The organism is Streptomyces sp., assembly GCF_035645055.1.
Taxonomy (GTDB): domain Bacteria; phylum Actinomycetota; class Actinomycetes; order Streptomycetales; family Streptomycetaceae; genus Streptomyces.
Window position 1 is genome coordinate 1 of record NZ_DASQNH010000104.1, and the last position, 24,699, is coordinate 24,699.

Consider the following 24,699-nt stretch of genomic DNA (forward strand, 5'->3'; position numbering starts at 1 on the left):
ACCGCGACCTGGCCGCCGTGCTGCACGCCCACCACGACGCCCACGCGCGCCGCCGCGACCGCCGTTCCGGGCACCGCGATCTGCCCGGCTGGCTCAGCGCGTAAGCTGGAGCGTCGTGGCAGCCGTCGACTTCCCCGTCCAGATCCAGCAGCTCCGCCAGACGCTCGACTCGATCCTCGAGGTGAGCGACCTGCCCGCGATGCGCAGGCAGGTGGCCGAGCTGTCCGAGCAGGCGTCCGCCCCCGACCTGTGGGACGACCCGGACCGCGCCCAGGTGGTCACCAGCAAGCTCTCGCACCTGCAGTCGGAGGTGGAGCGGCTGGAGCGGATGACCTCCCGCATCGACGATCTCGAGGTGCTCGTCGAGATGGTGGGCGAGAGCAGCGACGCCGCCGAGACGGCGGACGGGCAGGCCGAGGCGGAGGCGGAGCTGGCGTCGGTCACCAAGGCGCTGGGCGAGCTGGAGGTCCGGACCCTGCTCTCCGGCGACTACGACTCCCGCGAGGCCCTCGTCACGATCCGCTCCGAGGCCGGCGGGGTCGACGCCGCAGACTTCGCCGAGATGCTGATGCGGATGTACCTGCGCTGGGCCGAGCGCCACGGCTACACCACCGAGGTCTACGACACCTCCTACGCCGAGGAGGCGGGGATCAAGTCGGCCACCTTCAAGGTCGGCGTGCCGTACGCCTACGGCACCCTGTCCGTCGAGCAGGGCACGCACCGGCTGGTGCGGATCAGCCCGTTCGACAACCAGGGCCGGCGCCAGACCAGCTTCGCCGGCGTCGAGGTGCTGCCGGTCGTCGCCGAGACCGACCACATCGAGATCCCGGAGAACGACATCCGGGTCGACGTGTACCGCTCGTCCGGCCCGGGCGGGCAGAGCGTGAACACCACCGACTCCGCCGTCCGGCTCACCCACATCCCCACCGGCGTGGTCGTGACCTGCCAGAACGAGAAGTCCCAGCTGCAGAACAAGGCCGCGGCGCTGCGGGTGCTCCAGGCCAAGCTGCTGGAGCGGGCCCGTCAGGAGCGGCAGGCCGAGCTCGACTCGCTCAAGGGCGACGGCGGCTCGAGCTGGGGCAACCAGATGCGCTCCTACGTCCTGCACCCGTACCAGATGGTCAAGGACCTGCGCACGGAGTACGAGGTCGGCAACCCCGAGGCCGTGTTCAACGGTGAGATCGACGGGTTCCTGGAAGCCGGAATTCGCTGGCGCAAGCAGCAGGAGAAGTAAGTTTGTCGACAAAGTCAACCGCCCCTCACGCAGGGGCGGTTGTTCTTTGCCCAGGTTTCACATCACACTCACAGGCGTCGTCCCCGGCAAACCGCAGCGCATAGGGCATAACCGTGCGCAACGGCCTTGACGTTGCTTTGAAAAATCGGAAGGGTGAAGCGCGGCATGCGTATCTCTGGGGCGCATGTGAACCGGGGGGCTTCATCCAAGACAGCTATCTCCGTTGATCACGGCCCCGAGCGCCGCCTCATTGACGATCAGCTACTGGGGGTAGCAACCACATGACCAAGAAGACGCGGATCCGTGTCGCGCGGATAGCGGCCGGCGCCGTGATCGCCGCCGGTGCCTCGCTGACTGCCGCGGGTGTCGCCTCGGCCGCTCCGGGTGACGGCGACTGCGGGTTCCTGGGGATCGGGTGCGAGACCCCGTCTCCCGACCCGGAGCCGACCCCGCCTGTCCCGACCGAGCTGCCGACCGATGTTCCCACCGTGCTCCCGCCCACGCAGGAGCCGCCCACCCAGGAGCCGCCGACCCAGGAGCCGCCCACCGTGGAGCCTCCGACGGAGGAGCCCCCGACCGACCCGACCGAGGAGCCCACCGAGCCGGAGGAGCCCGAGGAGCCGGGCAACCCGGGTAACCCGGGCGACGGGAACGGCAATGGCAACGGCAACGGCAACGGTGGCGGCAACAACACCAACCCCGACGGCGGCTCCGGCGACTCCGCTCAGAACGCGGGCTCGTCGGCCCTGACCGACACCGGTGCCGACGTCCCGGCCTCCGACCCCTCCGCCCAGGGCGGTGGCGACGAGCTGGCCGAGACCGGTGCCGCGGAGACCACGTTCCTGCTGATCGGTGCCGCGACGATGATCGCCGGCGGTATCGGCTTCCGCGTGCTGCCGCGTCTCGTGGGCGGCCGTGGCGGTGCGGCTGCCTGAGGCAGTCGAGCCGGCCGTAGCGGTCGGCCGGAATAGCCGGCCGTAGTCGAAAGGGCCCGGAGCGCTACGCTCCGGGCCCTTCTCGTCACGCCGTCTGGTGTGCCAGCAGCGCCAGCGCCGCGATCAGCACCGCCAGCAGGGCGATCAGCGTCATGGGATTCAGGGCGGCCAGCGGATTCTCCTGCTGGAGCCGCTCACGGTTGGCCCGGCACACGGGGCAGCGGCCCTCGCTGACGGGCGCGGCACAGTTCGCGCACACCAGCCGGTCGTACGTCATGTGCTCGCCCTCCTAGTGCCGGTTCTCGTTGAACAACGCCCTCGGGGGTGAGAACGTTCCCCCTCCACTGTGCCAGGTTCCTCCGGAGGGTGCGCGGGGCCCCTTCCAAGGGGGCGGCTTCCGTGGTCGCGGGGCCGCGGGCCGTGGGGGCTGATCGCGCAGTTCCTCGCGCCCCTGAGCAGAGTGCGCTCGCCCTCGGTATAAATGCGCACAACCCGCGCGCAACGGTGACCGGTGACTGCGGTCACCTACCCGGTTCGCGTATGGTCACGCTCATCTACCCCCGGCGACCCGTGGTGCATCCGTGATCCGATTCGACAATGTCTCCAAGGTCTACCCCAAGCAGACCCGCCCGGCCCTCAGGGACGTCTCCCTGGAGGTCGAGAAGGGCGAGTTCGTGTTCCTCGTGGGGTCCTCCGGCTCCGGAAAGTCCACCTTCCTGCGGCTGGTCCTCCGCGAGGAGCGGGCCAGCCACGGGCAGGTGCACGTGCTGGGCAAGGACCTCGCCCGCCTCTCCAACTGGAAGGTGCCGCACATGCGCCGCCAGCTGGGCACGGTGTTCCAGGACTTCCGGCTGCTGCCGAACAAGACCGTCGCCGAGAACGTGGCCTTCGCCCAGGAGGTCATCGGCAAGTCCCGCGGCGAAATCCGCAAATCCGTGCCGCAGGTGCTCGAACTGGTCGGGCTCGGCGGCAAGGAGGACCGGATGCCGGGCGAGCTGTCCGGTGGTGAGCAGCAGCGCGTGGCCATCGCGCGGGCCTTCGTGAACCGGCCCAAGCTCCTGATCGCCGACGAGCCCACCGGCAACCTCGACCCGCAGACCTCCGTCGGCATCATGAAGCTGCTCGACCGGATCAACCGCACCGGTACGACCGTCGTGATGGCCACGCACGACCAGAACATCGTGGACCAGATGCGCAAGCGCGTCATCGAGCTGGAGAAGGGCCGCCTCGTCCGCGACCAGGCCCGCGGCGTCTACGGCTACCAGCACTGACGATCCACGACGGAAAGGCTTAACCAGACGCCATGCGCGCCCAGTTCGTTCTGTCGGAGATCGGTGTCGGTCTCCGCCGCAATCTGACGATGACCTTCGCGGTCGTCGTCTCCGTCGCCCTGTCCCTGGCCCTGTTCGGCGGTTCGCTGCTGATGAGCGACCAGGTGAACACCATGAAGGGCTTCTGGTACGACAAGGTCAACGTCTCGATCTTCCTCTGCAACAAGAGCGACGCCGAGTCCGACCCCGCCTGCGCCACGGGCGCGGTGACCGAGGAGCAGAAGCAGCAGATCAAGTCCGACCTGCAGAAGATGCCGGTCGTCGACACCGTGACGTACGAGTCGCAGGACGAGGCGTACAAGCACTACAAGGAGCAGTTCGGCGACTCACCGCTGGCCAGCTCGCTGACGCCGGATCAGATGCAGGAGTCGTACCGCATCAAGCTGAAGGACCCGGAGAAGTACCAGGTCATCGCGACCGCCTTCAACGGCCGGGACGGCGTGCAGTCCGTGCAGGACCAGAAGGAAACCCTGGACAACCTGTTCAAGCTGCTGGAGGGCATGAACTGGGCCGCGCGCGCGGTGATGGCGCTGATGCTGGTCGTGGCGCTGATGCTGATCGTCAACACGGTGCGCGTCTCCGCGTTCAGCCGGCGCCGCGAGACCGGGATCATGCGCCTGGTCGGCGCCTCCGGCTTCTACATCCAGGCCCCGTTCATCATGGAGGCCGCGGTCGCCGGACTGATCGGCGGCGCGGTTGCGTGCGCGTTCCTGGTGACCGCCCGGTACTTCCTCATCGACCACGGACTCGCCCTGGCCGACCAGCTGGAGCTGATCAACTTCATCGGCTGGGACGCCGTCCTGACGAAGCTGCCGCTCATCCTCGCCACGAGCCTGCTGATGCCCGCGTTGGCCGCGTTCTTCGCGCTGCGCAAGTACTTGAAGGTGTGACGCATGCCAAGAGGGGCCGTACGGTCAACGGACCGTACGGCCCTTCGCGTTGTCCTAGACTCACCGCCATGTCAGGTCGTGACCTGTTCTGTCAGCCCCCTCGTGCACGCCGCGGGACCGCCCTGACCCTGGTGTTCGCGAGCGTGCTCGTCGCCGGTGCCGCCACGGGCTCGCTGCCCGGCGCCGAGCGGGGCCCCGCGCCCGGCCCGTCCCGGACGCCCTCGGCGGCCCGCCCCGACGCGGTCACGGCGGCCGCCGCCCGGGCCATGGCCGAGGGCACCTCGCCGCTGAAGGCCGCCGAGCGTGCCGTCAGTCGCAGCGGGGACCGCTGGGACGCCGTGTACTCGCCGGGGGAGTACGAGGAGTTCGAGGAGGCCCTGGACGGCGCCTACACGGGTGTCGGGCTGTGGGCGCGGCGGGAGCGCGCCGGGCGGATCGAGGTGACCAAGGTGGCCGCCGGATCGCCAGCGGCCGACGCCGGGATCCGCGCGGGCGACCGCCTGCGCAGCGTCGACGGACGGCCGGTCGACGGACGGCCGGTCACCGAAGTGGTCTCCTTACTGCGCGGTGACGCCACCGACGCGCCCGCCGGAACGCCGGTCCGGCTGGGCCTGGAGCGCGGCACGCGCGCGTGGAGCCTCACGCTGCGCCGGGCCCGGCTCTCCACGGACTCGGTGACCGTCCACACCCTCCCCGGCGGGGACACCCTCATCAAGATCGGCGCCTTCACCAAGGGCTCCGGCGACGCCGTCCGGGACGCCGTCCGGCGGGCCCCGGACGGCGCCGGGGTCGTCCTCGATCTGCGCGGCAACTCCGGCGGCCTGGTCACCGAGGCCGTCACGACCGCCGCCGCCTTCCTCGACGGCGGGCTCGTCGCCACCTACGACGTCGACGGCCGGCAGCGCGCGCTGCACGCCCAGCCCGGCGGCGACACCGCCAGACCCCTGGTCGCGCTCGTCGACGGGGGCACGATGAGTGCGGCCGAGCTGCTGACCGGGGCCCTGAAGGACCGGGGCCGGGCGGTCGTCGTGGGCTCCCGCACCTTCGGCAAGGGCTCGGTCCAGATGCCGAGCCGGCTGCCCGACGGCTCGGTCGCCGAGCTGACCGTCGGGCACTACCGCACCCCCTCCGGGCGCGGGGTGGACGGGCGGGGCATCACCCCCGACCTGGAGGCGGACGAGGACGCGCTGCGGCGCGCGGAGACGGTGCTGGAGGGTCTGGGGGACTGACCGCCACTGACCGCCCCGCCGGACGGCCGCGCCGCTTAATGACTTCCCGCACACCTCCTCCGTAGTGCGAAAATGGTCGGCACTATGGCTAAGGAAAAAGGACGCAAGCTGATCGCGCAGAACAAGAAGGCGCGGCACGACTACCTCATCATCGACACCTACGAGGCCGGTCTCGTCCTCACCGGTACCGAGGTGAAGTCACTGCGTCAGGGGCGCGCCTCGCTGGTCGACGGGTTCGTGCAGCTGGACGGCCACGAGGCGTGGCTCTACAACGTGCACGTGCCGGAGTACAGCCAGGGCACCTGGACCAACCACAGCGCCCGCCGCAAGCGCAAGCTGCTGCTGCACCGCGAGGAGATCGACAAGCTGGAGTCCAAGTCCCAGGAGACGGGCCACACGATCGTGCCCCTGTCCCTGTACTTCAAGGACGGCCGGGCGAAGATCGAGATCGCGCTGGCGAAGGGCAAGAAGGAGTACGACAAGCGGCAGACCCTGCGCGAGAAGCAGGACCGGCGCGAGGCCGAGCGGGTGATCTCGGCGGTGCGGCGCAAGCAGCGCGCCTGAGCCGTGACCGCACGGGAATACGGTGGCATCGGCTGGCGTTGATCCCGTACGATGGCACCAGTACCGGCCAAGCCGGTGCGCGCGGCCCGGGAAACCGGGTCTTGAAAAATCAACATGGGGATGATCGGTTTCGACAGCGGCTGTCGAAGCAGGGGAAGCGTGTCGAGGAAGCGGCCATGATCTCGTAAACCACAGGCCGAAAAAAATAATCGCCAACACCAAGCGCGATTCCTCCCAGCAGGCCTTCGCCCTCGCTGCCTGATCTCAGGTAGCGGAGCGAGCCTCCTACTAAGGGAGTGTCAGCCCGGGGCTGTTCCCGACCCGGTTCCTGGCATCAGCTAGGGGACTAAACCTCGATCCCGGTCACGGGGTGAAGAGGGAAATCACACAGTGACTGAGCCCGTCGGAGACTTGTCCGCGTGATCTCCGGGGCCGAGAAAATCAGAGCGGACTGCACACGGAGAAGCCCTGATTCCGCACCGTTGGACGCGGGTTCGATTCCCGCCATCTCCACTTACCCCATGTGGGCACAGGCCCCGTCGCTTACGAGCGCCGGGGCCTTTGTCATGCGCCTCGGCTGTCATGCGCCTCGGCTGTCGTGCGCCTGCGCGCCCACCGCGCTGCCCGGACACCTCACCCGACCGTCCGCCGTGCCGTGCTCGCCCGTACCGTCAGGGCCGGCGCCAGCGGTGTGGCCGCCGGGACCGGCTCGCCGGCCAGCTTGCGCATCAGCAGTTCCACCGCGCGCAGGGCGATCTCCGCGGCCGGCAGGGCGACCGAGGTCAGCGGTACGCGGGCGGACTCCGCCAGGTCGGCGGGGCAGATCGCGGTGACGGAGAGGTCGTCGGGGACGCGCAGGCCCAGGTGTTCGAAGGCCTCGGTCAACGGCTCCAGGACCGCCTCGTTGTGCACGACGACCCCGGTCAGCGCCGGGTGTTCCCGCAGCAGCCGTTCCGCGGTCGCGCGCGCCGCCGCCGGGGTCGCCTCGCAGGGGTGGACGGCGGAGGCCAGCCCGTGCCGGTGGGCGGCGGCGGTGAAGCCCTGGAGCACGTACTGGGCGTGGGCGGTCCGGCGGACGTAGACCTCCGGCGGCGAGCCCACCAGGGCCACCACCCGATGGCCCAGGCCCGCCAGGTGGTCCACACACGCCTCGCCCGCCGCCCTGAAGTCGAGGTCCACACAGGTGAGCCCGGCCCGGTCGGCCGGGAAACCGATCAGCACCGAGGGCCGGTCCAGGTCCCGCAGCAGCGGCAGCCGGGGGTCGCCCAGCCGTACGTCCATCACGATCAGCCCGTCCACCGGCGCCGTGTCCGCTGCCCGGCGCAGGCCCTCCTCGCCCTCGTCCCGGGTGAGGACCAGCACGTCCTGGCCGTACGACCGGGCCGCGGTCAGCACCGACGCCGCGAACCGCATCGCCACCGGGGCGTGGACGCCCGCCCACAACGGCGTCACCAGCGCCAGTACGTTCGCCCTGCCGCCGGCCGGGTGGGCACGGGCGCCGGCGTGCGGGCGGTAGCCGAGGGCGCGGATGGAGGCCTGGACGCGGCGCCGGGTCTCCTCGGAGATCGGGCGCTTGCCGCTGAGCACGTACGAAACGGTGCTGGGGGAGACGCCCGCGTGCCGGGCCACGTCCGTGATCTTGGCCATCAGGTCCTCAGGGGGAGTATGGCGGTAAGGGGAAGGCGGGGGAGAACGGCCGACTCGTCGAAGCGCTTCGACGGGCGAAGGTATGTGGGGCGCAGGGGGACGTCAATGGGTTGAGCCGGACGGATCCGCCGGATCAGCGGAGCGGTTCGACGACCCGGACGGGGCGGAGCGTGGCCAGGGTGAGCAGCAGGGCCGCCCCCGCCGCCGCGACCGGCACCCCGTACCCGGCCGTCGCCGACAGCTGCTCCGCCGTCCAGCCGCCCAGCGCGCTGCCGCAGGCGATCCCGCCGAGCAGACCGGTCACCGCGAGTGTCATCCCCTCGTTGAGCCGCCCCTCGGGAGTGCGTTCCTGCACCAGGGCCATCCCGGTCACCATCGTCGGCGCGGTCGCCATCCCGGCGACCAGCAGCGCGCCCCCGAGGACGAGCAGCGAGCCGGTGAGCGCCGCCGCGAGCAGCGGCAGGGTGAGCAGCGCGGTCATGGCGGCGATGCACCGGGCGTACCGGGCCTCGGCCGGTCCGGTCGGCCGGAACCGGCCGTACAGCAGCCCGGCCGCGCAGGACCCGGCGGCCTGGAGGCCGAGCACCAGCCCGGCCGCCGTCCGGTGCCCGTGGGCGTCCGCGAACGCGAGGGTGACGACCTCCATCGCCCCGAACACCGTGCCCATGGCGAGGCAGACCGCGAGCAGCGGCGGGATGCCCGGCGCGCGGATCGGTGACGTCCCCCGGGCGCCCGGCCGCACGGGCGGCTCGGTGGCCCGCTGGGCGGCGAACAGCAGGACCCCGGTCACCAGCAGCACCACGCCGACGAGGGTGCCCGCCTCGGGGAAGACCGCCCCGCACAGGAAGGCCGCGAGGACCGGGCCCAGCATGAAGCACAGCTCGTCGGCGGCCTGCTCGAAGGCGTTCGCGGTGTGCAGCGCGGCCTGGTCGCCCTTCAGCAGATGGGCCCAGCGGGCGCGGGACATGCCGCCGGTGTTGGGGGTGGTGGCGGTGGCGGCGTACGAGGCGAACAGGGTCCAGCCGGGGGTGTCGTGGCGGACGCAGAGGATCAGGGCGAGGCTGCCGAGGGCGGCGACCAGGGTGGCGGGCACGGCGATCCGGGCCTGGCCGTACCGGTCCACGAGCCGGGCGGTCCACGGGGCGACCAGCGCGGTCGCCGCGAGACCGGTCGCGGTGACCGCGCCGGCCAGGGCGTACGAGTCGCGTGCGCCGGCGATCATCACGACCGCGCTCACGCTGAACATGCCCATCGGCAGCCGGGCTATGAGGTTTCCGGCGGTGAAGGCCTTGGCGCCCGGGTGGGCGAAGAGGTGGCGGTACGGCATGGGTCCACCGTCGCCCGGCAGTGATCAAGGGGTCCAACACCGGTTCGGCGCCGATTGACGCACCCGTGTTGTAAATTCCCCCGATGCCCGCGCCCATGTCCTCGCCCTCGCCCTCGCCCTCATCCCCCTCCTTCATAGAACCCCGGCTGCTGCGCGCCTTCGTCACCGTCGCCGAGGAACTGCACTTCACCCGCGCCGCGGCCCGGCTCTACGTCGCCCAGCAGGCGCTGAGCAGGGACGTACGGCGGCTCGAACGGGAGTTGGGCGCCGAGCTGTTCGTCCGCACCACCCGCCAGGTGACCCTGACCGGCGACGGCGAGCGGCTGCTGCCGCACGCGCGCCGGGTGCTCCAGGCGCAGGACGAACTGCTCGCCGCCTTCGGGCAGGCCCGGCCCCTGCTGGTCGACCTGAACTCCCCGGGCCTGGGCACCCCGCGCCGGGTCCTGCACCGGGCCCGTGAACTCGCCCCCGAACTGGAGCTGATGGCCCGTTACGAGAGCGGGCTCACCGGTGCCGCGACGGAGCTGGTCGCGGGGCGGCTGGACGCGTCGTTCGGGCGGTACGCGGGACTCGCGCCGGCGCTGCGCAGTCAGCTGGCGCACCAGCCGGTGCGGTGGGAGCCGATGGCGATCGTGCTGCCCGAGGGGCATCGGCTCGCCTCCCGGGAGACCGTGCCGCTGGCCGAACTGGCGGGGGAGACGGTGTACGCCGGCGCCGGGAACCCCCGGACGCCGGAGTGGACCGATCTCGCGCATCGCCTGTTCGAGGGTCGCGGGATCGAGGTCGCCTCGCCCGCTCCGCTGGCCGTCGGGGCCGAAGAGTTCCAGAGGATCATGGCCAAATCAGGGAGCCCGGTGCTCGCCGTCGTGAGCTTTCCGGCCATGCCCGGCTGCGTGCTGCGTCCGCTCGTCGACCCCGTTCCGTTGTCACCCGTGTCGCTGGTGTGGCGGAAAGGGCTTGTGCATCCCGGACTGGACGCGCTGCGGCGGGCCGCGGGGGAAACGGCCACCGAGGAGGGGTGGCTTCGATGGCCTGCCGAGGGATGGATTCCAGCCATGGACAAAGCGCTGATGAATGCCCACAACGCGCACGTGGCGAACACATGACTCGCGCGTGCGCTACATTCTTGGCCTGAGTACCGTGTGGTAAACGGGGCGCTCGGGCCGGGTGGGGGCCTGGTTCGGCCGACGGGGTGCTCAGGGTCGTAGGCGCACCCGTACCCGTCCCGTGGGGGGAAGTGCGCGCGTGAACAAGTGGCGAGAAGACGCCCAACCGGAGTGGCCCGAGGTCGCGTCCCCGGCGGGGGAACCGAGGACCGGTACACAGGCCTTTCCGGAAGCCAGGTCCCTGTCCGCCGACCCCGAGAGCCGACTCCCGTCGGACGCCGCCGAGACGCAGGTGCTACCGATGGTGATGGAGACTCAGATGATCCCTCCGGTGGCCGAGCCACTGCTCATACCTCCGGTGGCCGAGCCACTGCTCATACCTCCGGTGGCTGAGACGCAGCTCATACCTCCGGTGGCTGAGACGCAGCTCATACCTCCGGTGGCCGGCCCCCCGGGGGAGCCCGGGGTGGCACCCGCGCCGATACCGCCGATACCGGGGTCGGCACAGCCTCAGGCGATGCCCCCGGCCGCTGACACCCGGGCGATACCGTCGGCGGCCGACACCCTGGCGTTCCGGAAGGTCCGGCTGCCCCGGCAGCCGGGTCCCTCCGGACTCGACGACCCCTGGGCGCAGCCCGGCTTCGCGGGCCCGGCCCCCGGCATGGGGTCCGGCGCTGTGCCCCGCCCGGGTGCGGGCCGGGGGCGTCATGCCGCTACCGGGGCGGATGCGGGCATGAATCTCGGCACGGCCGCCGGGGCGAGCCCTCGCGCGGGCACCGGTACGGCTCCCGGGTCGGGAGCCGGCGCCGCCACCCACGACCCCCACGAAGTCACCATCCAGCTCGACGCCGTCCAGCTCGGCGACGGCCTGATCCGCCAGGCCGCGGCCGGGCGTCCGGCCGGTGCCGCGGACGGCTCCGACGGCCCGGTGTTCGTCGACGAGACCGGCCGCCGCGTCCGCCGTTTCCGCCGCCTCGGCATGGCCGTCGGACTCGTGTGTGCCGCCTTCGCGGTCGTCACCGTCGCCACCCTCCTCTCCGGCGACTCCGAGGCGCCGGCGCTGCCCGTGCCGGAGCAGAACGGCGACCGGCCGGCCAGCCAGGTCGACAGCCCCCCGCTGGACGCCGAGGCCGCGGACCCCTCCGCTCCCGTCTCCGGCGAGACCCCCGACGGGAGTACGGGCACGGCCCCCGCGCCGGGCGCCGACGACGCCGTACCGGATGCCTCCACCGGACCCGGCGCGCCCGGCACCGCCGTACAGGTTCCGGCCCCGACGGCCACCGTGGCCACCACCGGCCCCGGTCCCGGCACGACCGGAAGCGGGGCCCCCGCCCCGTCGCAGCCGCCCGCCGGCCCGGCGCCGGACCCCACCCCCACCGACGACAGCCCGTCCGCCGCCCCCTCCCCGGCCACCGGCGGCGACAACCCGGACACCGGCCGCGGCACGGACCGGCGCTCCGACCGCACGTCCGTCGTCTCCCCGCTCTCCGCCCACGCCTCGTCCCCGGAGCACGTCCTCTGATGGCACCCCGCCCCCGCCGTGGGGCGGCGACCGGAGCCCGTGACGGCTCCCGGCAACGCCGCCTGCCCCTGCGCTTCCTGCTGCCCGCGCTCGTCCTCGTCGCCCTGATGGCGATGCTGATGCTGCGCGGCTATGTGCACAGCGAGATCCTCGCCGACCACCGCGTCCGCCCCCCGGCCGCCTCCGACCGGGTCCCGGAGAACGTCCTCAAGGGCGGCCCGGTCATCGACGCCCGCAGCGGCCGCGCCACCACGCTGTCCATGCCGGACCACCGGCTGGTCCTCACCTTCGACGACGGCCCCGACCCGGTGTGGACCCCGAAGGTCCTGGACGTGCTGAAGGAGCACGACGCGCACGCCGTCTTCTTCGTTACCGGCACCATGGCCTCCCGCTACCCGGACCTGGTCCAGCGCATGGTGGACGAGGGCCACGAGATCGGCCTGCACACCTTCAACCACCCCGACCTCTCCTACCAGTCGAAGCAGCGCATCGACTGGGAGCTGTCCCAGAACCAGCTGGCGATATCCGGCGCGGCCGGCATCCGCACCTCCCTGTTCCGCCCGCCGTACTCCTCCTTCTCCGCCGCCATGGACAACGAGTCCTGGCCGGTCACCGAGTACATCGGCAGCCGCGGATACATCACCGTCGTCAACAACACCGACAGCGAGGACTGGCGCAAGCCCGGCGTCGACGAGATCATCCGCCGCGCCACCCCGAAGGGCGGCAAGGGCGCCATCGTCCTGATGCACGACTCCGGCGGCGACCGCCACCAGACCGTGCAGGCGCTGGACCGGTTCCTGCCCGACCTCAAGGCACAGGGCTACGCCTTCCAGAACCTCACCGAGGCCCTCGACGCGCCCAGCGCGCACACCCGGGTCACCGGCCTCGACCTGTGGAAGGGCAAGGCGTGGATCTTCCTGGTCCAGGCCTCGGAGAACATCACCGACGGCCTGGTCGTCGGCCTCGCGATCATCGGCAGCCTGGTCATCGGCCGCTTCGTGCTGATGCTGCTGCTCTCCGGCTGGCACGCCCGCCGGGTCCGCCGCCGCGGCTTCCGCTGGGGGCCGCCGGTCACCGAACCGGTGTCGGTGCTGGTCCCGGCGTACAACGAGGCCAAGTGCATCGAGAACACCGTGCGGTCGCTGATGGCGAGCGAGCACCCCATCGAGGTGCTGGTCATCGACGACGGCTCCTCGGACGGCACGGCCCGCATCGTGGAGGCCATGGGCCTGCCGAACGTCCGGGTCGTCCGCCAGCTCAACGCGGGCAAGCCCGCCGCCCTCAACCGCGGCCTGGCGAACGCCCGTTACGACATCGTCGTCATGATGGACGGCGACACCGTCTTCGAACCGGCCACGGTCCGCGAACTCGTCCAGCCCTTCGGCGACCCGCGCGTCGGCGCCGTCGCGGGCAACGCCAAGGTCGGCAACCGCGACACGCTCATCGGCGCCTGGCAGCACATCGAGTACGTGATGGGCTTCAACCTCGACCGCCGGATGTACGACGTGCTGCGCTGTATGCCGACGATCCCCGGAGCGGTCGGCGCCTTCCGCCGCTCGGCGCTGGAGCGGATCGGCGGCATGAGCGACGACACCCTCGCCGAGGACACGGACGTCACCATGGCCCTGCACCGCGACGGCTGGAAGGTCGTGTACGCGGAGAACGCCCGCGCCTGGACCGAGGCCCCCGAGACCGTCCAGCAGCTGTGGTCCCAGCGCTACCGCTGGTCGTACGGCACCATGCAGGCGATCTGGAAGCACCGCCGGGCCCTCGTGGAGCGCGGCCCCTCCGGCCGCTTCGGCCGGGTGGGCCTGCCCCTGGTCTCCCTCTTCATGGTCCTCGCCCCGCTCCTGGCCCCTTTGATCGACGTCTTCCTCCTCTACGGCCTCGTCTTCGGCCCCACCGGGAAGACCATCGCGGCCTGGCTGGGCGTCCTCGCCATCCAGGCGTTCTGCGCCGCGTACGCCTTCCGGCTGGACCACGAACGCATGACCCACCTGATATCGCTGCCCCTCCAGCAGATCCTCTACCGCCAGCTGATGTACGTCGTCCTGCTCCAGTCCTGGATCACCGCGCTGACGGGCGGACGGCTGCGATGGCAGAAGCTGCGGCGGACCGGGGTGGTGGAGGCGCCGGGCGGACCGGTGCCGACCCGACAGGGGATCAGGAACGACGACCGGAAGCCGGTGGGATGAGCAGTCAGGGATATCCGGCGGACACCGGACGGCAGGAACAGCCGTACGGCATTCCGCAGCAGCGCACGACGGACCCGGCCCCGCAGCCACCGTCCGCCCCCACGGGGGAGCGCCGGGAGAAGGGCCCGGCCCGCGACCGCTACCTGGACCTGCTGCGCTCCATCGCCCTGGTCCGCGTCGTCGTCTACCACCTCTTCGGCTGGGCATGGCTGACCGTGCTGTTCCCGTCGATGGGCGTCATGTTCGCGCTGGCGGGCTCGCTGATGGCCCGCTCGCTGAACCGCCCCGCGCTGAGCGTGATCCGCGGCCGCGTCCGGCGCCTGCTCCCGCCTCTGTGGGCGTTCAGCGCGGTCGTGCTGGTGCTGCTCTTCGCGGGCGGCTGGAACCCGGCCGAGGAGTCCTCCGACGGCCCCACCTGGGGCGTGGTCGAGGTGATCAACTACATCGTCCCGATCGGCGCCCCGCCGTTCCCCTGGCACATCGGCTCCAAGTCGGGCCTGCTCGAGGACACCTGGGCCGTGCAGGCGGCCGGCCCGCTGTGGTACCTGCGCGCCTACCTGTGGTTCGTGGTGGCGTCCCCGCTGCTGCTCTGGGCGTTCCGCAAGGCTCCGTGGCCCACGCTCCTCGCCCCGCTCGGCCTGACGGCGATCGTCGGCACCGGCCTGGTGAAGATCCCCGGCGAGACGGGCAACGCGGTCACCGACTTCGCGGTCTACGGCGGCTGCTGGGTGCTGGGCTTCGCCCATCAGGAGGGCCTGCTCAAGCAGATCCCCCGCTATGTGGCCGTGTCCTGCTCCGCCCTGCTGATGGCCTTCGGCCTGTGGTGGGCCTCGGGCCACCTCGGCCCCGACGGCTGGGACCTGAACGACATCCCGCTGGCCCAGGCGACCTGGTCCTTCGGCTTCGTCGTGATCCTCCTCCAGTACTCGCCGTCCTGGGAGACCCTGCCAGGCCGCCTGGCCCGCTGGGACAAGTGGATCACCCTGTCCAACAACCGCGCGGTCACGATCTACCTGTGGCACAACATGCTCATCATGGCCACCGTCCCCCTCCTCGACCCGCTCTACGAACTGCCCTTCATGCAGAACGACCAGGCGGTCGCCGCCCTCGACGCGACCTACCTCATCTGGATGTTCTTCCTCGTCTGGCCTCTCATCGGCCTGATGATCGCGGCGGTCGGCTGGATCGAGGACGTGGCGGCCAAGCGCAAGCCCCGCCTGTGGCCGAACGGCACCCGGCCCGCCGGAGCAGCGGGGGCGGGAGGCAGGCGGCGGCGCGGCTGACTCCTCCGAGGGGCGGGCGAAAACGAGGGGGCGGGCGAAAACGAGGGGGCGGGCCAGAAGATACGCCGTCCTCGCCGGGGACCGGACCTCCGTGCTGAGCCCGTCGAGTCCGGCGCCGACGGGTCGGCGTGCCGATGAGGACGCGGTCTACGGCGCGCCGAGCGCGCACGTCTCTCCGGAGCGCTACGGGGACAGCCGGCCGTAGGAACGGCGGGTGCGGGCCGACGGGCCGGTGGGGTGGGTTCTAGAGTTCTGTGCGTCCCCACAGCCCCTGTGGCCCCGGCCGCAGGCTCGATCGAGGAGCACGCATGACCGACCCGGCGCCCATAGCCCTCCAGCAGGAGATCGCCCGTGAACTGGAGGTGAGCGAGTCCTTCGACGCGCGGGAGGAGATCGAGCGGCGGGTGGCGTTCCTCGCCGAGCGGCTGACGTCCACGGGGCTGCGGGCGCTCGTGCTCGGCATCAGTGGGGGCGTGGACTCCTCGACCGCCGGGCGGCTGTGCCAGCTCGCGGTGGAGCGGGTGCGGGAGGGCGGGGGCGAGGCGACGTTCTTCGCGATGCGGCTGCCGTACGGGGTGCAGGCGGACGAGGCGGACGCGCAGCGGGCGCTGGAGTTCATCAGGCCCGACCAGGTGCTCACCGCCGATGTGAAGCCCGCCAGTGACGCCGCCCTGGAGGCCGTGATCGCCGGCGGGACCGTGTTCCGCGACGCGCATCACCAGGACTTCGTGCACGGGAACATCAAGGCGCGGCAGCGGATGGTCGCGCAGTACGCGGTGGCGGGGGCACACGACGGGCTCGTCGTCGGGACCGATCACGCCGCCGAGGCCGTCTCCGGGTTCTTCACCAAGTTCGGGGACGGGGCCGCCGACGTCGTGCCGCTGACCGGGCTCACCAAGCGGCGGGTGCGGGCCGTCGCCGCCGAGCTGGGGGCGCCGGACTCGCTGGTGTGGAAGACGCCGACCGCCGATCTGGAGACCCTCGACCCGGGCAAGCCCGACGAGGACGCGCTCGGGGTGACGTACGACGACATCGACGACTTCCTGGAGGGCAAGCCGGTCGCCGAGTCCGCCTTCGAGGCGATCGTCCGCCGCTACCGGCTCACCGAGCACAAGCGGCAGCTGCCGATCGCTCCCTGAGCGGCATGCGCCCGAACCGGCCTTCCTCGCCGCCGCGGCCGTAGTCGTCGTACCGACCGGCCGCGAGGAGGCGGGGCAGGCCCGACTTCCTGGAGTCGCCCGCGTGGCAGCCGCGGCTGTCCCACTGGGCGCAATATGATCTCCGTACGCGCGTATGGGGTACGTGCGCGCGATGCCGAAGCGACGGGGGCTGGGGTGACAGCGCGTGGGCATACGTGACAGAGCCGGGGCGGGGGAGGCCGGTGGGGCCGATCTCAAGGCGTCCGACGAGGACCTCACCAAGCTCGCGAACGATCTCGATGACATGCAGGACCACCTGGACAAGCAGTTCAGGCGCATGGACGCGATCGTCGACCGGATCGAGGCGGGTTGGCGCGGTCCGGCCGGGACGGCGTACCGCGGGTTCCACCGGGCCGCCGCCGAGGACGCCGTGCGGATCCGCGACGTCATGCGCCATCTTGAGAAGGCCGTGCGCATGAGCCGGGACGGGTTCACGCAGCGAGAGCTGGACGTCATGCGGCAGATGCGGAGGATCGAGGTGGACATCGACAGCGAGGTCGACAAGCTGTCGACGCCGAACGCGGAGACGGGGCCCGCGGGCACGTCGGGGCAGCCGCGCAGCAGCTTCGACTCCTTCTGACCTCTCCACGTCGTCCGAATGAGCATGAAACGCGCGAAAGCGTATGAACGGGGGCCAGCATGGCTACGGGCAGCAACGGCGACGACCACATAACCGTCTCCCTCGGCACACTCGCCGAACTCGCCGGAGACCTCGAGGACATCCTCAAACAGCTCAATGAGCGGCTCGACGACCTCTACGACCGCGTCGTTCCGGTCGTGCTCTCCTGGAAGGGCGAAGCCCGTGAGGTCTTCGTCGACAAACTCGACGAGTGGGACCGCTCGGCGCAGGACCTGCAGGCCGCGCAGAAATGGCTGCACGAGTGCGCCACCACCAGCCACGTCAACTACGCCGCTGCGCACCAGGCCGTGCTGCGGGGCTGGGGAGCGCGCTGATGGCGGGCCCGCAGCCGGCGGCGCCCGGCCCGGGCGGGCAGAACGGCACGATCGACGTCAAACCGTCCGATCTGTTCCGGGTGTCGAGTGGGGTCGCCGCTCAGCAGACACCCATGGACAAGGGTGCCAAGACCCTGCTCGAGGAACTGAACAAGTATCCGGACGCGGGTGGCTACGGAACCGCGCCGCAGGCGTTCGCGACCTCGTACGTCAAGGTCGGCAACCGCTTCCTCGAAGTGTGGGCCAAGAGCGTCGCGAGTATCGGCGGCGCGGCGGTCGGCTTCACCACCACAGCCAACAACTACGCGAAGGCGGAAGCCGCCAACGACCCCTCGGGCGCGACCAGGGCGGTCACCCAGGCACCCCCGCAGGTCATCGACAAGGCGCCGGTCTACGGCCCGGTCCCCAACCTCAAATGGGGTGACGACGACGGCGGCGACGACTTCCTCCGGTCCGTGCTGGAGTGGGTGCCCGAGCCGGTCAGAGAGGTCCTGCGCCCGATCGTGAAGCACGCCTTCCGGATGGGGAAGGTCGCGGAGGTCTACCCCTACCCGCAGCAGCACTACCTCAACTCGCTGTCCAAGGCGTGGATGGCGATGACCACCACGCTTTCGATGTCCGAGTCCGCCCTGACCGGCAACGTCAGCAGCATCACCCAGCAGAGCAACAGCGAGTGGCACGACGCCATGCGGCAGTTCTGCAGCTCGCTGTGGGGGACCACCGCCTGGGGCACCAGTCGCGAGGGTTACGAGTGGAAGCACGACTCCGCGTCATCGAGGACCGCCTCGCACCCGGTGATGACCGTGCTCTTCGACACCGCTCAGAAGGTCAGCGACCTGCTGTACGAGTTCGCCGAGGCGGCCGTCTACGTCAACGGCGAGGTGTGGGACGTCTACGTGGAGGCGATCAAGGACGCCATCCCCAAGGTCGAGGTCAACCTCAAGGACGGCGTCGGCATGGACGACCTCAAGGGGCTCGTCAAGGGCGTGGTGAAGGGGGTCGCGAAGGGGGCGAGCCAGCTCGGCGCGGGCATCGTCCTCAACATCGACACGGCCAAGCTCAACGCGATCGTCAACGAGTACAACCGGCGGGTGAACGCGCTGGTGCCGCGGCTCGACGCGCTGATCGGGCCACTGGACGAGGCCTACCGCAGCGCCCCGTCCTTCCACGCGGAGGAGGCCCGCGCGCAGGCCTTCGGAGCCCGGGCGCTCAACGATTTCAAGACCGAGCACCAGTACCTGGTACCGGGCGAGGACCCCAAGGACCACTTCTACCCGCTGGACCTGGCCAGCCAGGAGGGCATCCACGGCAGCCACGGTGTCGACAAGCACATCGGGCTCACCGACGACCAGCTGAAGCAGCGACTGCGGGACCAGGGCAACGCCCCCTCCGCCTCCTCCTACAAGGATCTGAACTCCGCCCAGCGCCTGACGCAGCTCGCACTCGACGACATCGGCAACGCCGATCGCGTCGAGAAATGGATCGAGCGGGTGGAGCGGCGCAAGGCGAACAATCCAACCTGGAATCCCGACAACTCCAGCATCAGCCCGCCTCTCACACTCAGCGTGAATGAGGTGACCGGACGTACCGTGGACCGCGGCGCCTATGCCTCGCAAGGGATGAACGCCTCGGCGAGCGATGTGCATTCGGTTCAGGTCGCGCTGAAGTACAAGGAGGGCATCGACCCGCCCTTCGTCGTGATCACGTCGTACCCTGTCAGTCCTTAGCGCACCGCCGGTCCCAGGTGACGCATGTTCGTGGAAAGAGGACGGTGACAGCTTGATCCCGCACACCGCGCGGCTCTTCGTCGACGGCCCGATGCGCAGGGTCCTGGAAATCGCAGCCCTGGTGAGGGACTCGGGGGGAGCGCTGTCCCTCGATGCCGAGCTGCGGCGTCTCATCCGGACCACGCGCGCGACCGTCGCGACGGACTGGTTGTGCCCGATCGCCACCGTGGCCGCGCTGCTCGACCACACCGCCGGTCTCTGCGACAGCGGCCGGGAAAGCCCGCCCGAGAATTTCTGGCAGCTTCTGGAACGGGCCGGAGCCGGAACTGACGCCGCCGCGTACCTGCACTCGCTGGCGTCGAAAATCCGGACCCTGGAACAGGGTCTGGAGGACGACTACGACGAGCTTCCTTTGTCCCGCTGGGAGATCGACGTGAGATTTGCCCAGCTCTCCGGATTCGGAGTCAACTGGGTGTACGGGGGAGAATTCCCGACCCTGGCGGAATCCCTGGAAGCGGCGATCGATTCGGAACATCCCTACTGCGGTGAGTTCCTGGCCCCGCTCGCCGCGGAGGCCCAGTCGGCCCTCGTACTCTTCCCGGGAGAGCGGGCCATGCAGGACGGCCTGTCTCCGGTCGTCGGCTGGGCGACCCCCCAGGCGCTGCGTCAGCTGCTCCAGGCCGTCGACGACCACATGCGGCGGGAACACGTCGCCCTGCCCTGACCCGACATCCACCAGAGGTCCGTCCGCCATGCCGTCCGTGAACCGGTCCGCCACCTATCCCGACCGCGAAACCGCCCAGTGGGCCACTCAGCAGGTCGTCACCGCCAACGAGCAGCTGATCCACCGCTGGCTCGCCCAGGGCACCCGCCCGCGCCTGACCATCGAGGCGTCCTGGCCCTCGCGGCCCGAGCCGGTCGGCCGGGTGCTGCTGCAGGCGATGATGCTGGCGGGGCGGGAGCCCGTCGACGTGCGGGCCGCGCGGGTCGTGCTCCGGCGGGACGCCTCGGCCCCGCACGGCTTCGTTGTCCACGCCACGTTCCCCGTCTACCTGTGAAGGCCCGACCCGTGCCGCTCAGCCCTCTCGAACACGACCGCCGCTACGGCGAACTGGACCAGGTGATCCGCGCGTACACCGGGCAGCCGGCGGACGACACCCCGGAGGCGCCCGGTGAGGCCCTGACGGCGTATCTCCGGCACACCTGGCACACCCGGCCCTGGGCACTGGCCGTCGCCGAGCGCCAGGTGCGGGAGTACGCCGAGAACCCGCCCGGACGGCTCCGGCTGCGGCTGGGCGAGTTCTACGCCATCCCCGACGTGGGCCTCCCGGAGGGCGAGGTCCAGGAGTGGCTGTTCACGCTCGCCGACCACCTCCGGCGCAGCGTCGAGCAGGGCGAGGTGCCGCCGCCCGCCCCGCCCGCCACCCACTGGGAGTGGCACGCCCGCTTCCCGGAGCTGGGCCAGTTCCTCGGGGGCTGGTTCTCGCAGGACATGCCCGACGAGTTCGCGGACCATGACACGGCGGTCACCGACTACAGGACCGCCACCGATCCGCGCGTCGTCGCCCGGCTCGTCGGTGAGCTGCACGAGCTCCTCGCCCTCGACCTCGACGAGACCAGCTATGCGCTGGCCCTCGGCGAGCTGGGCATGGAGGTGGACCCGCCTGCCCCGTACACCCCGAGCGGCTGGCTGGCGTATGCCGCTGACCGGCTGGCGCAGCCGATCGCCGAGTACGGGCCGCCGGTTCTGTAGTCGCGTGCCCGTGTGGAAAACTGCCCCGCGTTGCGGAAGTGAACAGCGTGACCGAAGTGGCGCGGGAAGTGGGTCCAGGTGAGCAAGCGGCAGATACAGAGCATGCTGCGGCTGATGGCGAGCGGAGAGCCCGTCCAGGTCACGAGCGGCATGGCGTCCGTGAAGAAGCTCGCCCGGCTCGCCTTCGTGGCCCAGCAGTTCGGCTACGAGTACGCCGACGTACGGCAGGGCGGGGCCAACAACAGCGCCCTCGTGATGCTGATCGTGCCCGATCCGTCGCCGTACGCCCGCACGCGGGCCGCGCAGAACTGGGCGCAGTACCCGAACGCGGGGGACGGGGTCTCGCTGCCGCCGTTCGTGCCGGACGCGCTGGAGCTGCTCAAGGCGCGGATCAACTTCGACCTCACGGGGAACGGCGTCGAGAGGCGGCTGCTCCTCGCCGCCCTGGGTGCCACCGCCGGGTCCGTCGCCGTCGGCGTGCAGGACGGGTCCGGCGCGCTGCTGTGGGCGGGGATCCTCTGGGCGGTCCTCATGGGCGTCACCGGTTTCGGGTTCTTCTTCAACCGGCGGCGCAACGCGAAGTTCGCGGCGCGGCTCCAGGCCGCCGGGTTCACGCCGGTCACCGACGAGAGCGGGCGGGTGCGGTATCTGCCGCCGGGCGGCTACCTGCCGGGGCACGGGAACCCGTTCGCCCAGCCCTACGCGCCTCAGCAGCCATACGGCCGGCAGTCCTCTTTGCCCCAGCAGCCGTACGGCCAGCCCCACCCGCCGCAGCAGCCGTACGCCGCCCCCGGCCCTTACGCCCACCAGCCCTACCCACCCCAGCAGCCCCACCCGCCGTACGCCCAGCAGCCCCCGGCCCACTGATCACCGCCCCCGCCGCAGACGACCTCTCATCCCCCCTCCCCCCGGGGTGAGAGCAAAGTTCCTTTCCGGTCACCCACAGCCACAGTCCGGAAACGCGCCCTCCCTACCTTCGGGACGTACCCCAGCCCGGAGCACCGTGGAGGCGTCATGACGGCCCCTAGTTCAGCCCCCGCACCCCCGTCCCCCGGCAGGGGTCCGTCCCCCGGCAGGGGCGGGCGCTGGATCCAGGAGTGGGATCCGGAGGACGAGACCTTCTGGAAGGAGAAGGGGGAGAGGATCGCCCGGCGGAACCTGCTCTTCTCCGTGCTCTCCGAGCACATCGGGTTCTCGATCTGGACCATGTGGTCGGTGCTGGTGCTGTTCATGGGCCCGGAGTACGGGCTCACGCCGGCCGACAAGTTCCTGCTGACCTCGGTCGTCACCCTGGTCGGAGCGGTCGTCCGCGTTCCCTACACCTTCGCCGTCGCGATCTTCGGCGGGCGCAACTGGACGGTCATCTCGGCGGCCATGCTGCTCATCCCGACGATCGCCGCGTTCACCGTGATGGAGCCGGGGACCTCCTTCTCCACCTTCCTCCTCGTCGGCCTGCTGGCCGGTGTCGGCGGCGGCAACTTCGCCTCCTCCATGACCAACATCAACGCCTTCTTCCCGCTCAGGAAGAAGGGATGGGCGCTCGGGCTGAACGCGGGCGGCGGCAACATCGGCGTGCCGGTCATCCAGCTCGTCGCGCTCGCCATCATCGGGGCGAGCGGCGGGCCGCGCGTGCTGCTGGGGATCTACATCCCGCTCATCCTCGCCGCCGCCGTCCTCGCCGCGCTCTTCATGGACAACCTGGAGAAGGTGAAGAACGACACCGGGGCCGCCAGGGACGCCGCGAAGGACGCGCACACCTGGATCATGTCGTTCCTCTACATCGGGACGTTCGGGTCGTTCATCGGGTACTCCTTCGCCTTCGGGCAGGTGCTCACCAACCAGTTCGGGCGTACGCCGCTCCAGGCCGCCTATCTCACCTTCATCGGCCCGCTGCTCGGCTCCCTGATCCGGCCGCTCGGCGGCTGGCTCGCCGACCGCTACGGCGGGGCCCGCATCAGCCTGTGCAACTACGTCGGCATGGGCGCCGCGACCGCCGTCCTCGTCTACGCCAGCATGCAGAAGACACTCGCGCTGTTCGTGCCCGTGTTCGTGGTGCTGTTCGTGCTCAGCGGGCTCGGGAACGGGTCCACCTTCAAGATGATCCCCGGCATCTTCCACGCCAAGGCCCTCGCCAGGGGGCTGCGCGGGGAGGAGGCCGCGGCCTACGGGCGACGGCTGTCCGGGGCGTCGATGGGCCTGATCGGCGCGGTCGGCGCGCTGGGCGGGGTCGGCATCAACATGGCCTTCCGCCAGTCCTTCCTCTCCTACGGCACCGGCACCGGCGCCTTCGTCGCCTTCCTGGTCTGGTACGCGGCCTGCTTCGTGGTCACCTGGTCCGTATACCTTCGCCGCCCCGCGGGCCGTACCCCCGCGTCGGAGGCGACCACCCAGAAGAAGCCGCAGCTCAGCTACGCCGAGGTGTGACGTAACACCGGCGACATCGAGCCGAACCGAGCCTGTCACGCGGCGTTGACAGGCTCGGCGGCATGTAGGTGCGGCAACTCGAGTGCGGGACGAGAGTTTATGTACGAGGAACAGCAGGGACCGGACAACGGGACCCGGACGCGGGCCGAACACGGGCCCCTCGCCGGGTTCACCGTGGGAGTGACGGCCGCGCGCCGGGCCGATGAGCTGGGGGCGCTGCTTCAGCGGCGCGGAGCAGCGGTCCTGCACGCCCCGGCCTTGCGGATCGTGCCGCTCTCCGACGACAGCGAGCTGCTGTCCGCCACGAAGGATCTGCTCGGCCGGGTACCGGACGTGGTGGTGGCCACCACCGCCATCGGCTTCCGGGGGTGGGTCGAGGCCGCCGACGGCTGGGGGCTGGGCGAGTCGCTGCTGGAGCGGCTGCGGGGTGTGGAACTGCTGGCCCGCGGGCCGAAGGTGAAGGGCGCGATCCGGGCGGCCGGGCTGACCGAGGAGTGGTCGCCGTCCTCCGAGTCGATGGCCGAGGTGCTGGACCGGCTGCTCGAAGAGGGAGTCGAGGGGCGCCGGATCGCCGTACAGCTGCACGGTGAGCCGCTGCCCGGGTTCGTGGAGTCGCTGCGGGCGGCGGGCGCCGAGGTGGTCGGGGTGCCGGTGTACCGGTGGATGCCGCCGGAGGACCTGTCGCCCGTGGACCGGCTGCTGGACGCCGCGGTCTCGCGGGGCGTGGACGCGGTCACCTTCACCAGCGCGCCGGCCGCCCAGTCCCTGCTCAACCGCGCCGAGGAGCGCGGGCTGCTGCCCGAACTGCTGACCGCGCTCCAGCACGACGTCCTCCCGGCCTGCGTCGGACCGGTCACCGCGCTGCCGCTCCAGGCCCACGGCGTGGAGACCGTGCAGCCCGAACGCTTCCGGCTGGGCCCGCTCGTCCAGCTGCTCTGCCAGGAACTGCCCGCCCGCTCCCGGGCGTTGCCGGTCGCCGGGCATCGGGTGGAGATCCGCGGGCACGCGGTCCTGGTCGACGGCGCGCTACGGCCGGTGCCGCCCGCCGGGATGTCCCTGCTGCGGGCCCTGTCGCGGCGGCCGGGCTGGGTGGTGGCCCGCGCGGACCTGCTGCGCGCGCTGCCCGGCGCCGGACGCGACGAGCATGCCGTGGAGACGGCGATGGCCCGCCTCCGCACGGCCCTCGGCGCGCCGAAGCTGATCCAGACCGTCGTCAAGCGCGGCTACCGCCTGGCCCTCGACCCGGCGGCCGACGCCAAGTACGCGGACGCCTGATCCGTACCCTGCCCGGCGCCTGATCCGTGCACCGGCCCGGGCCTGATCCGTACATCGCCCGGCGTCCGGCCCGTACATCGCCCGGCGTCCGATCCGCCCATCCG

At 71.2% G+C, this 24,699-nt stretch carries 23 protein-coding genes and 1 other RNA gene; 21 read left to right on the forward strand and 3 right to left on the reverse strand.

From position 1 onward, the window contains the following. The first annotated feature begins 115 nt into the window (after positions 1-115). Together prfB and VE614_RS33030 are read left to right on the forward strand one after the other, a co-directional pair. Entirely contained in the window at positions 116-1,234 is a 1,119-nt protein-coding gene (prfB, locus tag VE614_RS33025) for a peptide chain release factor 2 (protein WP_324945873.1), read from the forward strand. A 281-nt stretch (positions 1,235-1,515) separates the two neighbouring features. Next, a complete protein-coding gene (locus tag VE614_RS33030; RefSeq protein ID WP_324945876.1) occupies positions 1,516-2,169 on the forward strand; it encodes an LPXTG cell wall anchor domain-containing protein in 654 nt (217 codons plus the stop codon). An 85-nt stretch (positions 2,170-2,254) separates the two neighbouring features. Here the strand turns inward: VE614_RS33030 and VE614_RS33035 are convergent, their stop codons facing one another. Further along, the gene (locus VE614_RS33035) at positions 2,255-2,446 is read right to left on the reverse strand and encodes a hypothetical protein (protein ID WP_324945879.1); all 192 of its coding nucleotides are present in this window, start codon (positions 2,444-2,446) and stop codon (positions 2,255-2,257) included. A gap of 304 nt (positions 2,447-2,750) precedes the next feature. Here VE614_RS33035 and ftsE point away from each other — a divergent pair, with 304 nt between their 5' ends. The 5 genes from ftsE (at position 2,751) to ssrA (ending at position 6,699) form a co-directional block, all read left to right on the forward strand. Then, a complete protein-coding gene (ftsE, locus tag VE614_RS33040) occupies positions 2,751-3,440 on the forward strand; it encodes a cell division ATP-binding protein FtsE (protein ID WP_086171128.1) in 690 nt (229 codons plus the stop codon). Positions 3,441-3,472: 32 nt separating this feature from the next. Next, a complete protein-coding gene (gene ftsX, locus VE614_RS33045) occupies positions 3,473-4,390 on the forward strand; it encodes a permease-like cell division protein FtsX (RefSeq protein ID WP_086171127.1) in 918 nt (305 codons plus the stop codon). Between the two features lie 68 nt (positions 4,391-4,458). Next, positions 4,459-5,619 (forward strand): S41 family peptidase, encoded by a 1,161-nt coding sequence (locus VE614_RS33050; RefSeq protein WP_324945883.1) that lies wholly within the window; start codon positions 4,459-4,461, stop codon positions 5,617-5,619. A gap of 84 nt (positions 5,620-5,703) precedes the next feature. Then, positions 5,704-6,183 carry an SsrA-binding protein SmpB gene (smpB, locus tag VE614_RS33055; RefSeq protein WP_324945887.1) on the forward strand — a complete coding sequence of 160 codons (480 nt, stop codon included), beginning with the start codon at positions 5,704-5,706 and terminating at the stop codon, positions 6,181-6,183. A 116-nt stretch (positions 6,184-6,299) separates the two neighbouring features. Then, positions 6,300-6,699: a transfer-messenger RNA gene (gene ssrA, locus VE614_RS33060) on the forward strand. A 117-nt stretch (positions 6,700-6,816) separates the two neighbouring features. On the opposite strand, the gene VE614_RS33065 is transcribed toward ssrA, so the two are convergent. Both VE614_RS33065 and VE614_RS33070 read right to left on the reverse strand, forming a co-directional pair. Continuing rightward, positions 6,817-7,830 (reverse strand): LacI family DNA-binding transcriptional regulator, encoded by a 1,014-nt coding sequence (locus VE614_RS33065; RefSeq protein WP_324945891.1) that lies wholly within the window; start codon positions 7,828-7,830, stop codon positions 6,817-6,819. 133 nt (positions 7,831-7,963) lie between these two features. After that, positions 7,964-9,157, reverse strand: coding sequence for an MFS transporter (locus tag VE614_RS33070; protein ID WP_324945894.1), 1,194 nt, complete (start codon positions 9,155-9,157; stop codon positions 7,964-7,966). Between the two features lie 83 nt (positions 9,158-9,240). Between VE614_RS33070 and VE614_RS33075 the strand changes: the two genes are divergently transcribed. The 14 genes from VE614_RS33075 to VE614_RS33140 all read left to right on the forward strand — a co-directional run bounded on the left by VE614_RS33075 (position 9,241) and on the right by VE614_RS33140 (position 24,595). Continuing rightward, complete coding sequence (locus VE614_RS33075; protein ID WP_324945897.1) at positions 9,241-10,263, forward strand: LysR family transcriptional regulator; 1,023 nt, start codon at positions 9,241-9,243, stop codon at positions 10,261-10,263. Between the two features lie 733 nt (positions 10,264-10,996). Then, positions 10,997-11,785 carry a hypothetical protein gene (locus tag VE614_RS33080; RefSeq protein WP_324945899.1) on the forward strand — a complete coding sequence of 263 codons (789 nt, stop codon included), beginning with the start codon at positions 10,997-10,999 and terminating at the stop codon, positions 11,783-11,785. After that, complete coding sequence (locus tag VE614_RS33085; protein ID WP_324945902.1) at positions 11,785-13,980, forward strand: glycosyltransferase; 2,196 nt, start codon at positions 11,785-11,787, stop codon at positions 13,978-13,980. Before VE614_RS33080 ends, VE614_RS33085 begins: the two co-directional genes overlap by 1 nt. Beyond that, a complete protein-coding gene (locus tag VE614_RS33090; RefSeq protein ID WP_324945905.1) occupies positions 13,977-15,263 on the forward strand; it encodes an acyltransferase in 1,287 nt (428 codons plus the stop codon). The genes VE614_RS33085 and VE614_RS33090 overlap by 4 nt, the downstream gene beginning before the upstream one ends. A 308-nt stretch (positions 15,264-15,571) precedes the next feature. After that, positions 15,572-16,402: an ammonia-dependent NAD(+) synthetase gene (nadE, locus tag VE614_RS33095; RefSeq protein WP_324945909.1), complete on the forward strand. Its 831-nt coding sequence runs from the start codon at positions 15,572-15,574 to the stop codon at positions 16,400-16,402. A 205-nt stretch (positions 16,403-16,607) separates the two neighbouring features. Beyond that, positions 16,608-17,042, forward strand: coding sequence for a WXG100 family type VII secretion target (locus VE614_RS33100; protein ID WP_414719684.1), 435 nt, complete (start codon positions 16,608-16,610; stop codon positions 17,040-17,042). 59 nt (positions 17,043-17,101) lie between these two features. Beyond that, positions 17,102-17,416 (forward strand): WXG100 family type VII secretion target, encoded by a 315-nt coding sequence (locus VE614_RS33105; RefSeq protein WP_324945912.1) that lies wholly within the window; start codon positions 17,102-17,104, stop codon positions 17,414-17,416. Next, complete coding sequence (locus VE614_RS33110) at positions 17,416-19,143, forward strand: RNase A-like domain-containing protein (RefSeq protein WP_324945915.1); 1,728 nt, start codon at positions 17,416-17,418, stop codon at positions 19,141-19,143. The genes VE614_RS33105 and VE614_RS33110 overlap by 1 nt, the downstream gene beginning before the upstream one ends. Positions 19,144-19,195: 52 nt before the next feature. After that, on the forward strand, positions 19,196-19,867 hold the full coding sequence (locus tag VE614_RS33115) for a hypothetical protein (protein ID WP_324945918.1): 672 nt from the start codon (positions 19,196-19,198) through the stop codon (positions 19,865-19,867). A gap of 28 nt (positions 19,868-19,895) precedes the next feature. Continuing rightward, entirely contained in the window at positions 19,896-20,201 is a 306-nt protein-coding gene (locus tag VE614_RS33120) for an RNase A-like domain-containing protein (RefSeq protein ID WP_324945921.1), read from the forward strand. 11 nt (positions 20,202-20,212) lie between these two features. Beyond that, positions 20,213-20,896, forward strand: coding sequence for a contact-dependent growth inhibition system immunity protein (locus VE614_RS33125; RefSeq protein WP_324945924.1), 684 nt, complete (start codon positions 20,213-20,215; stop codon positions 20,894-20,896). Between the two features lie 78 nt (positions 20,897-20,974). Continuing rightward, positions 20,975-21,763: a hypothetical protein gene (locus VE614_RS33130; RefSeq protein WP_324945928.1), complete on the forward strand. Its 789-nt coding sequence runs from the start codon at positions 20,975-20,977 to the stop codon at positions 21,761-21,763. Positions 21,764-21,910: 147 nt separating this feature from the next. Further along, a complete protein-coding gene (locus tag VE614_RS33135; RefSeq protein ID WP_324945931.1) occupies positions 21,911-23,320 on the forward strand; it encodes a nitrate/nitrite transporter in 1,410 nt (469 codons plus the stop codon). Positions 23,321-23,419: 99 nt separating this feature from the next. Further along, on the forward strand, positions 23,420-24,595 hold the full coding sequence (locus tag VE614_RS33140) for a uroporphyrinogen-III synthase (protein ID WP_324945934.1): 1,176 nt from the start codon (positions 23,420-23,422) through the stop codon (positions 24,593-24,595). Positions 24,596-24,699 lie beyond the last annotated feature (104 nt).

Coding starts and splice junctions, on each gene's coding strand:
- VE614_RS33030 (WP_324945876.1), top strand. CDS start 1,516: ATGACCAAGAAGACGCGGATCCGTGTCGCGCGGATAGCGGCCGGCGCC.
- VE614_RS33035 (WP_324945879.1), bottom strand. CDS start 2,446: ATGACGTACGACCGGCTGGTGTGCGCGAACTGTGCCGCGCCCGTCAGC.
- ftsX (WP_086171127.1), top strand. CDS start 3,473: ATGCGCGCCCAGTTCGTTCTGTCGGAGATCGGTGTCGGTCTCCGCCGC.
- VE614_RS33050 (WP_324945883.1), top strand. CDS start 4,459: ATGTCAGGTCGTGACCTGTTCTGTCAGCCCCCTCGTGCACGCCGCGGG.
- smpB (WP_324945887.1), top strand. CDS start 5,704: ATGGCTAAGGAAAAAGGACGCAAGCTGATCGCGCAGAACAAGAAGGCG.
- VE614_RS33065 (WP_324945891.1), bottom strand. CDS start 7,830: ATGGCCAAGATCACGGACGTGGCCCGGCACGCGGGCGTCTCCCCCAGC.
- VE614_RS33070 (WP_324945894.1), bottom strand. CDS start 9,157: ATGCCGTACCGCCACCTCTTCGCCCACCCGGGCGCCAAGGCCTTCACC.
- VE614_RS33075 (WP_324945897.1), top strand. CDS start 9,241: ATGCCCGCGCCCATGTCCTCGCCCTCGCCCTCGCCCTCATCCCCCTCC.
- VE614_RS33080 (WP_324945899.1), top strand. CDS start 10,997: ATGAATCTCGGCACGGCCGCCGGGGCGAGCCCTCGCGCGGGCACCGGT.
- VE614_RS33085 (WP_324945902.1), top strand. CDS start 11,785: ATGGCACCCCGCCCCCGCCGTGGGGCGGCGACCGGAGCCCGTGACGGC.
- VE614_RS33090 (WP_324945905.1), top strand. CDS start 13,977: ATGAGCAGTCAGGGATATCCGGCGGACACCGGACGGCAGGAACAGCCG.
- nadE (WP_324945909.1), top strand. CDS start 15,572: ATGACCGACCCGGCGCCCATAGCCCTCCAGCAGGAGATCGCCCGTGAA.
- VE614_RS33105 (WP_324945912.1), top strand. CDS start 17,102: ATGGCTACGGGCAGCAACGGCGACGACCACATAACCGTCTCCCTCGGC.
- VE614_RS33110 (WP_324945915.1), top strand. CDS start 17,416: ATGGCGGGCCCGCAGCCGGCGGCGCCCGGCCCGGGCGGGCAGAACGGC.
- VE614_RS33120 (WP_324945921.1), top strand. CDS start 19,896: ATGCCGTCCGTGAACCGGTCCGCCACCTATCCCGACCGCGAAACCGCC.
- VE614_RS33135 (WP_324945931.1), top strand. CDS start 21,911: ATGACGGCCCCTAGTTCAGCCCCCGCACCCCCGTCCCCCGGCAGGGGT.
- VE614_RS33140 (WP_324945934.1), top strand. CDS start 23,420: ATGTACGAGGAACAGCAGGGACCGGACAACGGGACCCGGACGCGGGCC.